The sequence below is a fragment of the Cellulomonas sp. T2.31MG-18 genome (assembly GCF_964266755.1).
Classification (GTDB): Bacteria; Actinomycetota; Actinomycetes; order Actinomycetales; family Cellulomonadaceae; genus Cellulomonas.
Genome location: NZ_CAXWGW010000001.1, coordinates 1,045,929 through 1,060,655, shown reverse-complemented (window position 1 = coordinate 1,060,655; position 14,727 = coordinate 1,045,929). Strand labels below are relative to the sequence as shown.

Genomic DNA, 14,727 nt, shown 5'->3' with positions numbered 1-14,727 from the left:
GAGCGGGCGGCAGCACTGGCTGGGCGGCGCGCCGTCAGGACGTCCGCCGGGTCGGCGGCCCCAGCTCAGGCCCGTCGACCGTCCTCCTCGACGTCGTCGTCCACCCCGTCCGGCCCGTCGTCCGGCGCATCGTCGTCCGACCACGGCCCCGACGGCGAGGGCACGGCCGCGGGCCGCACACCCTCCCGGTCCACGGCGTGCGCGTACCCCTCGAGGAAGCCGCGCGCCCGCTCGGTGTGCGGGTAGTGCTCCAGCTCGGCCCAGAACTCGGGACCGTGCCCGGGGTGCAGCAGGTGCGTCAGCTCGTGCAGCAGCACGTAGTCCGTCACCCACCGCGGCATGCCGCGGATGCGGTCCGAGATGCGGATCGTGCCGTCCGTCGGCGTGCACGACCCCCAGCGGCGCCCCTGCTGGGTGGACCACCGGACCGACGACGGCACCGCGCGGCCGCCCAGGTACCGCGCCGACAGGTCCGCCGCGCGGGACAGGAGCTCGTCGTCGGACGGTCGGCGCCGCTTCTCCTGCGCCGCCAGGCGTGCCACCATCCGGCCCACCCACTCGGCCTCCTGCGCCCGGGTGAACCTGGCCGGGATGGCGACGATGGTGCGGCCGTCCTCCCGCCACGCCGTCACCGTCCGGGCACGGCGGCGCGAGCGGCGGACCTCGACCGACGGGTCGTGCGCGGGCGGCACAGGCGGCACCGTAGCGCGGCGCGGCGACAGCACGGCAGATCCCCGGTGCGACAGGCTGCCGCGCAGGCTCCGCACGCACGGAGCGCCTGGCCACTACTGTGAGCGCGGGCGCGCCGGCACGGCGCCGACCCTGTCGCCGGCCGGCATGCTCCGGTCGGGCGAACCACACCGAGGAGGGACCTGAATGGCCGAGACGTACGCGGGTGAGTTCTACTGCGTGAAGTGCAAGGAGAAGCGGCAGGCGGAGGGCGACGTCGTCGTCTCCGAGTCCGGTCGCAAGATGGCCAAGGCCATCTGCCCGGTCTGCGGCACCAAGCTGAACCGGATCCTGGGCAAGGCCTGACCCTCACGTCCCGAGCGAAGGGCACCGTCACCACCGGGTGACGGTGCCCTTCGTCGTCCCCGGCCCTTCGTCGTCCCCGGCCCTTCGTCGTCCCCCTGCGTCCCCGGCCCTGCGGACGGCCGTCGGCCCCTGTGGACGGTCCGCGGTCCGGTGCCGGCCCCGCCTGGCACAGTGGCCGCCCGACGGCGGACGAGGAGGGACCATGAGGCTGCGGCCCGGGCTGCGCGTGCTGACCCGCACGGACGGTGAGGTCCAGGTCGGCACCGACCCCCGGTGGGCGGTTCGCCTCGACGGGTTGACCGAGCGGGAGACCGCGGCGGTGCTGGCGCTCGGCGCCGGTGCCGACTCCGACCAGCTGGCCGCCGGCACCGGAGCGCGGCTCGCCCAGCTCGCCACGCTGCTGCGCGACGCCGGCCTGGCGGCGCCGGACCGCCGCTCGCCCGCCGTCCTCGGCCCCGCCGCAGCCGACGCGACCGTGTGCGGGCTGCTGCGACCGGACGGCGACGGCGCCCGGGTGGTCGACGCGAGGCGGACCGCCGTCGTCGGCGTGGTGGGGCTGGGGCCGATCGGTCTGGCGACGGCAGGGACGCTGGCCGCCGCCGGGGTCGGCACCGTCCTGGTCGACGACGCGAGCCCGGTGCGCTCGGTGGACGTCGGCGTGTGCGGCTACCGGTGGTCCGACGTCGGGTCGGTGCGGGAGCGGGCCGCGGCCCGCGTGCTGCGGGACATCGCACCGGACGTCCGCACCGACTCCTCCGCCGAGCCGGACGTGGTTGTCCTGGTCGAGCACGGCGCCGCGGATCCCGCCCGCAGCGAGCTGCTGCTCGGCACGGGCACGGTGCACCTGCCCGTGCTGGTGCGCGAGGCGGACGCCGTCGTCGGGCCCCTCGTCGTGCCGGGTACCGGACCGTGCCTCCGGTGCCTGGACCTGCACCGCGCCGACGCCGACCCCTGCTGGCCGCGGATCGTCGCCCAGCTGGTCGGTGCACCGCCCGCCGCCGAGGTCGGTGCGATGGCCGCCGTCTGCGCCGGGCTCGCCGCCGCCGCGGTGCTCCGGGCGGTCGACGACCCGCCGGCACGCACGCGGCTGCGGATCGGCACGACGTTCGAGGTCGGCCTCCCGGACGTCCTGCCCCGGACACGCACGTGGGAGGTGCACCCGGACTGCGGGTGCACCTCCCACGGTGCTGCTGCCGTCGCCGGCTGAGCGCCCCCTGCGCGCCCAGCCATCCCGTCCGCGAGGAGCCGGATACGAGGCCGGCACGCGGAGCCGGGGTCAGGCTGCCGGCTTCGCCTCCTTGCGCGGACGGCCGCGCCCGCGCTTGACGGCGACGACCTGCCCGGCGACGAAGACCTCGCCGCCCCAGACGCCCCACGGCTCGGCGCGTTCGATCGCACCGGCGAGGCAGCCGTCCAGCAGCGGGCAGGTCCGGCAGAGCGCCTTGGCGCGCTCCACCTCCGCCGTCCGCTCGGCGAACCACAGCTCCGGGTCGTTCGAGCGGCAGGGGATCAGCTCGGCGACGAGCTGGTCGAGGGTGTCGGGCGCGGTTGCGCCAGGCGGCCACGGGCCGGAACCCCCGTTGTTCACGGTGTCGAGCAGCGTGGTGAGCCGCACGATGTCCTCCTACGTCCTTGCTGGTGAGCGTTGTGCTGCGACGGTGCGGACCTGCGCCGTGCGCTCACCGGACGTCCGGAGAGACGAGAAAGGCCGCGGGTCCGAGTTCCGGACTCCGCGGCCTGTGCCGACCTCACGGTCGGATCAGGTCATACGAGTCCCGGGACGGGGATCGGTGGTGGCGCCACGGACGACGCCGACGTACGTCGAGAGGCCGGCGGGCACAGTGCGCCCCTGGAACGTGCGGGACGTGGCCGCGGGGATGCGCACGCGCAGGCGCTCGCAACGCTCGGATGCATCGAGCATCAGCTTCATCAGTGGCCACCTCCTCCCACGATCCGGGCTGCGACCTGCACGGTCGCGCCCTCCGACAAGGACCCGTTCACCTTAGGGGGGCCTTCGTGGACGTCACAACCCTTTTTCCGGGCTTCGTGCCAGACATTGTCGAAGGGGCCGCCGAGGGGTCGACGGCCACACCCTCGGCGAGGGCGTCCGCGATCACGGCGAGCACGTCCCGGCCGTAGCGCACCAGCTGGTTCTGACCGAAGCCGGGGATGCGGGTCAGTGCCTCGGGGCTGGCCGGGCGGTGCCGCGCCAGCTCCGCCAGGACGCGGTCGGTCAGCACCTTCGACGGCTCCTTGCCGTCCGCCGCCGCCCGGTCGGCACGCCAGCGCTGGAGCCGTGCGAGGGCACGGGCCGCTGCGGGATCCTCGTCGGACGCCGTGCCGTCCGAGGCCCCGGCCTCGCGACCCGCGGGCCAGAGGGCGTCGAGGAACTGCGAGCGGGTGCGGCTCGCCCGCGACCCCGGGGTGCGGGCCTTGGCCCAGGACAGCTCGAGACGGTCCCGGGCGCGGGTCACCCCGACGTACAGCAGCCGGCGCTCCTCCTCGCGAGCCGCGTCCGTCTCCGCCAAGGAGATCGGCAGCAGCCCCTCGCTGAGCCCGACGAGGAACACGACGTCCCACTCCAGACCCTTCGCCGCGTGCAGGGACGCCAGCGTCACGCCGTCGGTGGTCGGCGCCTGCTGGGCCGCCGCACGCTCGTCGAGCTCGGCCACGAGGTCCGCGAGGGTCGCCGGCCTGCCCTCGGCCGCGGCCGCCACCTCGTCGGCCAGCCCGACGAGCGCCTGCATCGCGTCCCACCGCTCGCGGACCTGACCGCGCTCGGCCGGTGGTGACGGCGCCCACCCGGAGGAGAGCAGCACGTCGCGCACCAGCTGCGGCATCCGCTCGTCCGCGTCGGCCGACCGCGCCGCGCCGCGCAGCAGCAGCACCGCCTGCCGCACGTCCTGCCGGGAGAAGAACCGGTCGCCGCCGCGCAGCTGGTAGCCGATGCCCAGCCGGGACAGCGAGTCCTCGAAGGCCTCCGACTGCACGTTGGTCCGGAACAGGACCGCCATGCGGGACGCCGGCGTACCGGCCGCCACCAGGCGGGCGACCCGTTGCGCGACGCCGGCCGCCTCCGCCTCGTCGTCCGCGTACGTCGTCCACTGCACCGCGGGACCGTCAGGACGCTGCGCGACCAGGTGCAGCGGGGCGTGACCGGGTCGCTTCGGAGCGGAGGCCAGCACGGCGTTGGCCAGCCGTACCACCTGCGGTGTGGAGCGGTAGTCCCGGACCAGGTCGATCTGCGTGGTCCCCGGGTGCGCCTGGGCGAACTCGAGCAGGTGCCGCGGGCTCGCCCCGGCGAAGGAGTAGATCGTCTGGCTCGGGTCGCCGACCACGCACACGTCGTGCCGACCACCGAGCCACTGGTCCAGCAGGTACTGCTGCAGCGGGCTGACGTCCTGGTACTCGTCGACCACGAAGTGCCGGTACTGGGCGCGCACCTGCTCGGCGACCTCGCCACGCTGGGCCAGCATGGCGGCGGTGAGCAGCAGCACGTCCTCGAAGTCGATGACGCCCCGTGCCTCCTTGGCGTCCTCGTAGGCGGACATCAGGCGGGGCACGTCCTGCTGGTCGACCCCGCCGGGGGCCGGCCTCCGGGCGGCACGCGCCGCGGCGACGTAGTCGTCGGACGGGACCAGGCTGACCTTCGCCCACTCGATCTCCGCGGCGAGGTCACGGATCGCGAGCCGGTCGACGCCCTCGAGCTCGGCCCGGCGGGCCGCGTCCGCCACCACGGGCGCCTTCTGCTCGAGCAGCCGGGGCGGGGCACCCCCCACCACGCGGGGCCAGAAGAAGCCGAGCTGCCGCAGCGCCGCCGCGTGGAACGTACGCGCCTGCACGCCGCCGGCGCCGAGGGCGCGCAGCCGCAGCCGCATCTCCCCCGCTGCGCGCGCGGTGAACGTCACGGCGAGCACCCCGGCCGGCCGGTACTGCCCGGTGCGCACGCCGTAGGCGATGCGGTGCGTGATCGCCCTGGTCTTGCCCGTGCCGGCGCCCGCGAGCACGCACACCGGCCCCGTCAGGGCGGTGGCGACGGCACGCTGCTCGGGGTCGAGCGCGGCCAGCAGGTCGTCGGCGGACATCGGGCACATCCTCCCAGCCGGCACCGACACGGTGGCGGCCGACCGGTGGACGGCGGGAACACGGCACCGTGGTGCGGCGTTGCGCCCGAGGGCCGGCAGAGCGACCGCGGCACAGCGACCACGATCGGCGGCTGCACGGACCACCATGCAGCACGAGACGCAGCACGACGAACCGACGAGGACCCAGAGGACCCATGAGCGACACCCGGACGTCCGAGATCCCGCAGCAGCCGCTGACCATGTACACCACCACGTGGTGCGGGTACTGCCGCCGGCTCAAGAGCCAGCTCGACGCCGCCGGGATCGACTACTCCGAGGTGGACGTCGAGCAGGTGCCGGACGCCGCCGCCTTCGTCGAGTCGGTCAACGAGGGCAACCGGACGGTGCCGACCGTCGTCTTCCCCGACGGCTCCGCCGCCACCAACCCGTCGCTGGCCCAGGTGCGGGAGCGGCTGGGCGTCTGACGACCGGGGCGGCCCTCAGTCCGAGGTCGGCACCGGGCCGCCGTACCAGTCCTCGATCAGGGCGTGCGCGATGGACGCCGGGCTGGGCAGCACCAGGTCACCGGTGGCGACGGCGGCCGCGAGCTCGTCGCGGCTGAACCAGCGGGCCTCGGTGAGCTCGACCCCGTCGACCACCACGTCGGTGCTCAGGGCGCGGGCGCGGAAGCCCAGCATCAGCGACGCGGGGAACGGCCACGGCTGGCTGCCGACGTACGCGACGTCGCCCACCAGGACGGTCGTCTCCTCCGCCACCTCGCGACGGACCGCGTGCTCGATCGACTCGCCCGCCTCGACGAAGCCCGCGAGCGTGGAGAACCGGTGCGGTGCCCAGGCGGCGGCGTGACCGAGGAGCAGCCGGTCCGAGTCGTCCACCACCGCCATGATCACGGCGGGGTCCGTGCGCGGGTAGTGCTCCGAGCCGTCGACCGTGCACCGGCGGGTCCAGCCGGCTGCCGTGCTCGTCGTCGGCGCCCCGCAGCGCGGGCAGCGCGGGTGCCGGGCGTGCCACGCGTCGAGCGCGACGGCGGTGGTCGCCAGGCCGGCGTCGGCGTCGGACAGCTCGGCACCGATCGCGCGCAGGGCGACCCAGCGCAAGCCCGGGAGGGGCTCGGGCACGGGTTCGGCGTCGACGTCCGACGGGGAGGTGGGTGCCGTATGGGCGGCGGACGACGAGACCGTCGACGACGTCGAACCCGAGGACGTGGACGGCGACGACGAGGTGCCGTTCGTCAGGCCGCTGCTCGCCGCGATCGCGGCGTCCGCGGCCGCACCGCTGTCCCGGCGGGGCCGGTGCACCAGCACGTCGGAGGGTGCTCCGGACCGCGGGGCGCTGTGCTCCGGCCGGACGCGGCGGGCGAGGACGTCGCCGTCGTCGTCCCGGCCGAGGAACAGCCAGCCGCCGTCGCCGGGCTCGGCGTCCGCCGGCTCCGGGTCAGCGGGTGCGGTGCCGGGCGGTGCCGCGTCAGCCGGCTCGGCGTCGCGCGGTGCGGCGTCGGCCGCTCGGGCCACCGCCTCGGCCGTGCCGGGGTCCAGGAACGCCACCCGCACCGTGCCGCCTGCGCGACGGCCCCACCCCTCACCGACCAGGGGGTCGGCATCCCCGGAAGGCGTGCGCATCACCACCGAGCCGTCCCGGACCAGGAGCACCCGGGTGCGCCCGTCCGCCCGGGCTCGCCTGATCAGCTCCTCGTCGGCACGGGCGACCGCGGTGCGGTCGACCGAGGCGCGCGAGAGGGGCAGGTCGTCGGAGATCATGCGCCGACCGTACGCGGCGATCGGTCCGTGCCCGGGCTGCCGGCTGCGGTCCCCCGGCCCACCGCCGGGTCGCACGACCTCGCGTACCGCCGACGCCGGACACGCCGCGCCAGCCGCCCGGCACCACCACGAACCCGACCTACTCTGACCACGTGCCTCGCTCGCCCCTCGCTCTCGCAGCCCTCGCGACCGTCGCGGTCCCCGGCCTCGACGCGGTCGACGTGCGCCGACCGCTGAGCGGCGGCTCCGAGTTCGACGTGGCGATGGTGATCGACTCCGCCTCGCGCCGCTGGGTGGTGCGCTGCCCCGTCGGGGCCGCGTCCGGGGCGGCGCTCGAGGCCGAGGTCGCGCTGCTCGAGCGCCTCGGTGCGCAGGTCGACGCGGGTGCGCTGCCGTTCGACGTGCCCCGTCCGGAAGGCTTCGCGCACCTGCCGGAGGGCGGCCGCGCCTGCGTGCACCCGCTGGTCAAGGGCCGCCCGCTGCGCCTGGAGTCGCTGCGGCCCGGTCCCGGTCTCGCCGCCTCGCTGGGCCGGGCGATCGGTGCGCTGCACGAGCTGCCGACCTCGGTGGTCGAGGACGCCGGGATGCCCGTCTACGAGGCGGGGGCGTACCGGGAGCGACGGCAGGCGGAGGTCGACGAGGCGGCGCGCACGGGCAAGGTCCCCGCGAGCCTGCTGCGCCGGTGGGAGGCGAAGCTCGAGGACGTGTCGCTGTGGCGGTTCCGGCCCACGGTGGTGCACGGCGACCTGACCAGCGAGCACGTCCTGGTCGCCGACGACGACGTCAGCGGGGTCCTCGACTGGGGCGAGGCGATGGTGGCCGACCCGGCCGACGACCTCGCGTGGCTGCTGGTCGCCGCACCGCAGGACGCGGTGGACTCGATCCTCGAGGCCTACCAGCTGCGGCGCACCGAGCTGATCGACCCGCACCTCGCCGAGCGCGCGCTGCTGGCCGGTGAGCTGGCGCTGGCACGCTGGCTGCTGGTGGGCGTGCGCTCGCACGACGACGAGGTGGTGGCCGATGCGGTCGCGATGCTCCTGGACCTCGAGGAGCACCTTCGCATGCAGGAGGAGCAGGAGCAGGCCGCCGAGGCGGTCTAGGGCCGACCGGCTCGTCACACGGTGACACCGCGGAGCATCGCGGCGATCTCCTCCTCGTCCAGCAGTCGCTCCGGCCACACCGTCCGCTCCGCACCGACGTAGCAGAACGCCGCACGCACCGACTCCAGCGGCGTTCCCGTCCACCGCGACCACGCGAGCCGGTACACCGCCAGCTGCAGCTCGCGGTGCGCCCGCTCGGCCGGGTCGGTCGGCGGCGCTCCCGTCTTCCAGTCGACCACCACCACGGCGTGCGGGTCACCGGGTGCGTCCGGGTCCGGGAACACCGCGTCGATGCGGCTGCGCAGCACGTAGCCGTCCACCGACGTCTGCACGTCCACCTCGACCGCCACCGGCGTCCGGTACGCCCACGGGGAGCGCAGGAACGCCGCACGCAGCGCCGCGAGGTCGGCGTCGACCGCGACCGAGTCGTCGTCGGCACCGGGTAGCGCATCGAGGTCCACCAGCGAGGCAGCCCCGAACCAGCCCTCGACCCAGGCGTGGAAGGCCGTGCCGCGGCGGGCCTGCGGGGCCGGGGCCGACGGGACCGGGCGGCGCAGCTCGGCGGCGAAGCCGGTCGCGTCGGCGTCGAGGCGCACCAGCGCCGACGCGGACAGGTGCGACGGCAGCTCCACGGGCCCGTCCGGCTCCCGAGCGGCGGACCGCTCGGCGAGCAGCCGGTCGGCGAGCAGGTCCCAGGCAGTGCCGGCACCGTCCGGCCCGCCGGCGACCTGGGCGGCGGCGCGCACGGCGCCCGCCGCCTCCTCCAGCGCAGCGCGTCGCCGACCGTCGTCCCCGAACGGGTCGCCGGGCCACTGCGTGGTGGCCACCACGTCGTCACGCGGGTTGGCCGCGCCCACCTCGGGCGGCGCCTCCCAGCCGGCCTCCGAGACCGCCCCCGCCTCGAGCAGCTCGGCGAGGAAGGGGGACACGGCCCGTGGTCGGGTCGCGGTGCCCCACCAGGCACCCGTCAGCAGCAGGTCCGTCCGCGCACGGGTCAGCGCGACGTAGGCGAGCCGCCGCTCCTCGGCCAGCTCGTGCCGGCCGGCGTCCAGCCGGAAGTCCAGCCGCCGTCGGTCCAGGTCCTGCGGGCTCGCGGCGCCGGCGTAGCGGAAGGCGGGGAGGTCGTCCCGGTCACCTCGCAGCGGGTACGGCAGCGTGCCGAGCCCCGTCAGCCAGCCCGAGCTCGTCGGCCCGTCGGCCCCGCTCGCCAGCACGGGAAGCACACCGTCCACCAGGCCGGGCACGGCGACCACGTCCCACTCCAGCCCCTTGGCGGCGTGCACGGTGATCAGCTGGACGGCGTCCGGGTCCGGCTCGCTCACGGGCAGCTCGAGACCGTCCTCGCGCGCGTCGGCCGCCTCCAGCCAGGCGAGGAAGCCGCCGAGCGTGGGCAGCTCCGCGGAGCGGGCGAACTCGCCGGCCACCCGGGCGAACGAGTCGAGGTGCAGGCGGGCACGGGCGGGGCCGACGCCCGGTCGGGACGCCACCTCGATGTCGAGGCCGAGCAGGCGTTCCGTCTCCGCCACCAGCTCCGGGAGCGGCAGGTAGGTGTGCCGGCGGACGTCACGCAGCACGGTGGCGAGGCGCGCCAGGCGGGTCCGACCGACGTCGGTCAGCACGCGCCCGTCATGGCTGCGCCAACCCGGTGCGGGTAGGTCGTCGAGCGCGTCGACGATGCTGCGCTCGTCCACCACGTCGTGCTCGCGAGAGCCGTCGTCGGTGGACCGCGACCTGCCCGGACCGCGGGCGGCGAGCTCGCGCGCCCAGGCCGCGAGCGCGTGCAGGTCCGCGGCACCGAGCCGGGTGCGCGCCCCGGTGAGCAGCCGCATCAGCGCGTCTCCGCGCGACGGGTCGTGGGCCGCCTGCAGCGCCGCGACCAGGTCGACCACCTCGGGGGTGGAGAGCAGCCCCCCGAGGCCGACCACCTCGACCGGCAGCCCTGCCGCCCGCAGGGCGGGTGCCAGCACCTCGAACTGCGACCGCTTGCGGCACAGCACGGCGGCGCTGACGCGACGGCCGTCCTGGCTCGCGGGACGCCACCGCTCGGCGACGAACCGTGCGACCGCCGACGCCTCCTCCTCCACCGTGGCGCACATCAGCGCCGCCACGTGACCGGGCCCCGCGCCGGGCCGGGCGCCGAGCACCGGGACCTCCACGGGGTGCACGCGAGCCGCGGCGGCGGCCCGCAGCGGACCCGCCACGAGGTTCGCCGCGTCGAGGATCGCCCGGTCGTTGCGCCACGACGTGGAGAGCTGGTGCACGTCGGCCGGCCGCCGGCCGTCGTCGTCCACCACCGGGAACGAGGTCGGGAACCGTTCCAGACCGCCCGCACTGGCGCCGCGCCAGCCGTAGATGGACTGGTGCGGGTCCCCGACCGCCATCACGGGGTGGCCGTCGCCGAAGAGGGCTCGCAGCAGCTCCAGCTGGGCGTGGGACGTGTCCTGGTACTCGTCGAGCAGCACCACGCGGTACCGGTCCCGTTCGGCGCTCGCGACGGCCGGCACCTCACCGGCCAGCCTGGCGGCCAGCGCGACCTGGTCGCCGAAGTCGATGACGTCTCCGGCGCGCTTGCGGTCCCGGTAGGCGGCCACCACGTCGAGCAGCCGCAGCCGCTCCTGCAGCGAGCCGATCAGGGTGCGGAGCTCCTGCTTCAGCGGCCGCGGCGGGTCGCCGGCGGGCGTCGACGTCAGGCCGTCGACGATCCGCTCGATCCCGCGCCGGGCGTCCACCACCGTCACCAGGTGCTCGTCCAGCGCGCCGGACAGCTCGAGCACCGCGTCCACCACGGTGGACGTCGCCTTGTCCGTGTCGAGGTCGCCGGACCACGACTCGACGACGTCGGCCGCCAGCTGCCACTGCGCCGCCTCGCCCAGCAGCCGGGCGCCGGGCTCGAGGCCGAGGCGAAGGGCGTGCTCGCCGACCAGCCCCGCGGCGTAGGCGTGGTACGTCGAGACGGTCGGCCGGCTGAGGGCACCGAGGGGGTCGTCGGGGTCGTGCAGGCCGAGCAGCTCCGCACCGGGCAGCTCCAGCCGTGCCGACCGGGCGCTGCGCACCAGCGCCCGCAGCCGCCGACGGACGCGGTCCTCGAGCTCACCGGCCGCCTTCCGGGTGAAGGTGAGCCCGAGGACCTGCTCGGGCGCCACCAGGCCGTTGGCCAGCAGCCAGACGACGCGGGCTGCCATCGTCTCCGTCTTGCCGGACCCCGCCCCGGCCACGACCAGCGCCGGGCGCAACGGCGACTCGATCACCCGCTGCTGCTCCGGCGTCGGCGGTTCCTTGTTCAGCAGCGCGGCGATCTGCACCGCGGACAGCACGCTCATCCGGCCACCACCTGCTGACCCTCGTCGCGCAGCGGGCACGAGCGGCGCACCGGGCACCGGTCGCACATCGCATTGTGCGTCGCGGGGAACCGCGCGGCCGCCATCGCACCGGCCACCTCGTCGATCATCGTCCGGGCCCAGCTCGGGCCGTCCGCCTCCGGGCCTATCGGCGGCTGCACCCGCTGGGCCGCCTTCTTGCCGCTGCCCAGGTACACCAGCCGCGCGTCGGCGCTGGAGGTGCCGGGGGCCAGCTCCGCGAACGCGCCGTTCTCCACCGCCAGCTGGTAGGCGGCCAGCTGGGGGTTCGCCTCGGCCTCGGACTGCGGCGGCGGCGTACGACCCGTCTTGAGGTCGATCACCCGCACCGCACCGTCGGCAGCCCGCTCCACCCGGTCGGCCGAGCCTCGCACCAGGGCCCGCTCGGTGGTCAGGGTGAACTCCGCCTCGACCAGCAGCGGCTCCCCCGCCGTCTGCACGTAGTCGGCCAGGCGGTCCACCATCTGCTCGGCACGCCGCCGCGCCGCACGCGCCGGCCAGCCGTCACCGAGCCCCAGCTCGGACCACCGGCGGTCGAGCGCCTCCCTCAGCTCGGTCCTGGTGCCGCGGGGCAGCTCCTGCGCGATGGCGTGCACCAGCGTGCCGAGCGTCTGCTGGCCCGAGTCGGCGGGTGTGCCGCCCGCCGCCTCCAGCGCCCAGCGCAGCGTGCAACGTTGCGCCGCCTCGATGCGCGACGGCGAGACGGGAACGCGGGTGTCCTCGTCCCACAGCGGCGCGTCCGACGACGGCTCCGCGAGCCCCGCCCACTCCGCCGGGTCGGCGCCCTCGACGCCGGCGGCCGCCAGACGCGCGAGCGTGCGTGCGGCGGCCCGGTCCGGGTGCCCGTCCGCGACCGAGGCGACGAGCGACGCCCGCAGCGACGCCACCAGCCCGCGCAGGTCGAGCGGCGCCGGTGCGGTGGTGCGACGCTCGGCCCCGTCCTCCGACTCGGGCGGCTGGACCAGGTCGAGGAAGGGCGAGGGCTGCTGGTCCGTGTCCGCGACGGCCGTGACCAGCAGCCGTCGGCGCGCGCGCGAGCACGCGACCGTGAACGAGCGCAGCTCGTCCGCCAGCACCGCCGCCCGTGCCTGCACCGGGTCGCCACGACCGTCCGACGCCCCGGCACGCCCGTCGAGCAGGTCCACCAGCGCCGCGGCGCCGAGCATGCTGTCCCGCAGCCGCAGGTCGGGCCACACACCCTCCTGCACGCCGGTGACCGCCACCACGTCCCACTCGCGGCCGGCCGCGCCCGCGGGGGTCAGCACGCTGACCGCCTGGTGCCGGCCGCGCGCCGCCAGCGAGTCGACGGGCAGGTCCTGCCCCTCCAGCCACGTGACGAACGCGCCCGGCGGCGCCTGCGGGTTCCGGTCGACGAACGTCTCGGCCGCGCGGAACAGGGCCAGCACGGCATCGAGGTCCCGGTCCGCCCGCTGTCCCGAGGCGCCACCTGACAGGGCCGCCCGCCGCCACGTCTCGGCGACCCGCGCGGCGTCCCACACCGCCCACAGCACCCCCTGCGCATCCGCGCCGTCGCGCAGCGCCGCGTCGCGACCCGCGGCCAGCACGGAGGCCAGCCGCCGCAACGGGCCGGCGGCCGTCGGGGGCAGCCCCGCGGTCCTCGTCTGCTCCGCCGCGGCCTCGACCAGCAGCGCGTCGCTGCTGCGGCCGCCGCCGCCGGCCAGCTCGACGGCGCGCAGGGCGCGCCGGACCCGTCGCAGGCCCACGGCATCGAGCCCGATCAGCGGCGAGCACAGCAGCCGAGCGGCCAGCGGCGCGTCGAGCGATGCCACGCCGCAGGCGACCCCCATCGCGTCGAGCAGGGGGCGCACGGCGGGCTCGTCGCGCAGCGCGACCTGCGACCCGAGCACGCTGACCGGAACGCCGGCCGCCGCCAGCGCACGACGCAGCCGCGTGACACCGTCCCCGGACCGCGCCACCACCGCCATCCGGTCCCAGCCGAGCCCCTCCTCCAGCCGCGCGCTGCGCAGCGCGTGAGCCACCAGCGCCGCCTCCTGCGCCTCGCTCGGCAGCACCGCCACCCGCACCGAGCCGACCGGTGCCGCCGGCGGGGCGGCCGCACGTCGGTGCTGCGCGGTGCCGACCGTGCCGACCCGCTCGGCGACCCGGGCCGTCACCGCACGAAGGGCACCCCCCTGCCGCCACGCCGTCGTCAGGGCCAGCACGCGCGCGTCCAGCTCCCCCGGACCGTCACCGGCGACCGCGGCTCGGGACACCAGCGCCGGGTCCGCCCCCCGGAACGTCTGCACCGCGGCGTCGGGGTCGGCGAGCAGCAGCAGCCGGGCACCGTCCTGCGCCAGCACGCGCAGCAGCCGGGCGGTCGCGGCGGTCGACTCCTGGTGGTCGTCGACGACGACGAGACCCCACCGCGGCGGTGGCACGCGGGGCACCTCCTCCGCCCACGACTCGAGCGCGCGCACCGCCTCGTCGACGACGACGGCAGGGTCGAGCCGGGCACCGACGTCCGGGGTCGACGTGCGCAGCGCCATCACCGCGAGGTACTCCTCGTAGACCCGCGCCGCGGCGCACCACTCCGGCCGTTCGTGTCGCCTGCCGAGCGCGGCCAGCTCCTCGGGCGCCAGCCCGCGCTCCGCGGCACGCATCAGCAGGTCGCGCAGCTCGTCGCGGAACGCCCGCCGCCCGAGCGCCTCGACGGGTACGTCGGCCGGCCACCCGACCTCGGCCCCGTCGCCCTCGGCGTGGCCGGCGAGGAGCTCGGCGAGGACCAGGTCCTGCTCGGCCCCGGACACCAGCGCGGGCGGCGGCTCGCCGAGCGCCACCGCGCGTGCCCGCAGCACCGCGAACGCCACCGCGGCCGGCGTCTGCACCAGCGGACGTCCCGCGGTGTGCGGCCAGCGGGCCGCGAGCCGGTCGCGCAGGTCAGCCGCGAGCCGGCGGCTCGCCGCCAGCACCAGCACGTCGTCGGCCCGGGCCCCGCGCCGGGCCGCCTCGACCACCGCCTCCAGCGCGACGGTCGTCTTGCCGGTACCGGGCGCGCCGAGCACGAGCAGGGCACGCTCGCCGCCCGCCACCGCGTCGACCGCCGCACGCTGGGCGTCGTCGAGCGTGACCGGCCTGCCGGGACCTTCCTGCGGCACGTCGGCCAGCGTCGGCCGCGCCAGCACCGTACCCGCAGCGGACGTGCCCGATCGGCCGGCCGCCGTGCCGGACGTCCCACGGGCACCCGACCTGCCGACGTCCGCCGGTGCGCGGAGCACCGGAGGGGGTGGGCTGTCGGGCACGGCCAGATCCCACCACGTCCCACCGACATGCCGACGCACCGCCGCCGCAGCCGATCCGGGTCGGCCGCGCTGACCGGCGCCGAGCACCTCCCGCCGGCACGCTCACCCGGCTCCCACCGGGTCGCCCGGCCGTG

Annotated in this window: 11 protein-coding genes; 4 read left to right on the top strand and 7 right to left on the bottom strand. The window is 76.6% G+C overall.

Annotation, left to right across the window (positions count from 1 at the left end):
• Positions 1 to 65 precede the first annotated feature (65 nt).
• Positions 66 to 692 carry a M48 family metallopeptidase gene (locus tag ACFQTY_RS04955; protein WP_378098022.1) on the bottom strand — a complete coding sequence of 209 codons (627 nt, stop codon included), beginning with the start codon at positions 690 to 692 and terminating at the stop codon, positions 66 to 68.
• A gap of 184 nt (positions 693 to 876) precedes the next feature.
• Here ACFQTY_RS04955 and ACFQTY_RS04950 point away from each other — a divergent pair, with 184 nt between their 5' ends.
• Together ACFQTY_RS04950 and ACFQTY_RS04945 are read left to right on the top strand one after the other, a co-directional pair.
• Complete coding sequence (locus ACFQTY_RS04950; RefSeq protein ID WP_263729539.1) at positions 877 to 1,035, top strand: DUF5679 domain-containing protein; 159 nt, start codon at positions 877 to 879, stop codon at positions 1,033 to 1,035.
• Positions 1,036 to 1,237: 202 nt separating this feature from the next.
• Positions 1,238 to 2,242 carry a ThiF family adenylyltransferase gene (locus ACFQTY_RS04945; RefSeq protein WP_378098017.1) on the top strand — a complete coding sequence of 335 codons (1,005 nt, stop codon included), beginning with the start codon at positions 1,238 to 1,240 and terminating at the stop codon, positions 2,240 to 2,242.
• Between the two features lie 69 nt (positions 2,243 to 2,311).
• Here ACFQTY_RS04945 and ACFQTY_RS04940 read toward each other — a convergent pair whose 3' ends face one another.
• The 3 genes from ACFQTY_RS04940 to ACFQTY_RS04930 all read right to left on the bottom strand — a co-directional run bounded on the left by ACFQTY_RS04940 (position 2,312) and on the right by ACFQTY_RS04930 (position 5,120).
• Positions 2,312 to 2,650: a WhiB family transcriptional regulator gene (locus ACFQTY_RS04940; RefSeq protein ID WP_291757739.1), complete on the bottom strand. Its 339-nt coding sequence runs from the start codon at positions 2,648 to 2,650 to the stop codon at positions 2,312 to 2,314.
• A gap of 144 nt (positions 2,651 to 2,794) precedes the next feature.
• Complete coding sequence (locus ACFQTY_RS04935) at positions 2,795 to 2,965, bottom strand: hypothetical protein (protein WP_291757741.1); 171 nt, start codon at positions 2,963 to 2,965, stop codon at positions 2,795 to 2,797.
• A 67-nt stretch (positions 2,966 to 3,032) separates the two neighbouring features.
• On the bottom strand, positions 3,033 to 5,120 hold the full coding sequence (locus tag ACFQTY_RS04930) for an ATP-dependent helicase (RefSeq protein ID WP_378098013.1): 2,088 nt from the start codon (positions 5,118 to 5,120) through the stop codon (positions 3,033 to 3,035).
• A 194-nt stretch (positions 5,121 to 5,314) separates the two neighbouring features.
• Here ACFQTY_RS04930 and ACFQTY_RS04925 point away from each other — a divergent pair, with 194 nt between their 5' ends.
• Entirely contained in the window at positions 5,315 to 5,584 is a 270-nt protein-coding gene (locus ACFQTY_RS04925) for a mycoredoxin (RefSeq protein WP_291757743.1), read from the top strand.
• Between the two features lie 15 nt (positions 5,585 to 5,599).
• Here ACFQTY_RS04925 and nudC read toward each other — a convergent pair whose 3' ends face one another.
• Positions 5,600 to 6,877 (bottom strand): NAD(+) diphosphatase, encoded by a 1,278-nt coding sequence (gene nudC / locus ACFQTY_RS04920; RefSeq protein ID WP_378098008.1) that lies wholly within the window; start codon positions 6,875 to 6,877, stop codon positions 5,600 to 5,602.
• Between the two features lie 152 nt (positions 6,878 to 7,029).
• Between nudC and ACFQTY_RS04915 the strand changes: the two genes are divergently transcribed.
• Positions 7,030 to 7,977 (top strand): phosphotransferase, encoded by a 948-nt coding sequence (locus ACFQTY_RS04915; protein WP_378098005.1) that lies wholly within the window; start codon positions 7,030 to 7,032, stop codon positions 7,975 to 7,977.
• A gap of 14 nt (positions 7,978 to 7,991) precedes the next feature.
• Here the strand turns inward: ACFQTY_RS04915 and ACFQTY_RS04910 are convergent, their stop codons facing one another.
• Both ACFQTY_RS04910 and ACFQTY_RS04905 read right to left on the bottom strand, forming a co-directional pair.
• Positions 7,992 to 11,297: a UvrD-helicase domain-containing protein gene (locus ACFQTY_RS04910; protein WP_378098002.1), complete on the bottom strand. Its 3,306-nt coding sequence runs from the start codon at positions 11,295 to 11,297 to the stop codon at positions 7,992 to 7,994.
• Positions 11,294 to 14,593, bottom strand: a complete 3,300-nt coding sequence (locus ACFQTY_RS04905; protein ID WP_378097999.1) for an ATP-dependent helicase — start codon at positions 14,591 to 14,593, stop codon at positions 11,294 to 11,296. The genes ACFQTY_RS04910 and ACFQTY_RS04905 overlap by 4 nt, the downstream gene beginning before the upstream one ends.
• Between the last annotated feature and the right edge of the window lie 134 nt (positions 14,594 to 14,727).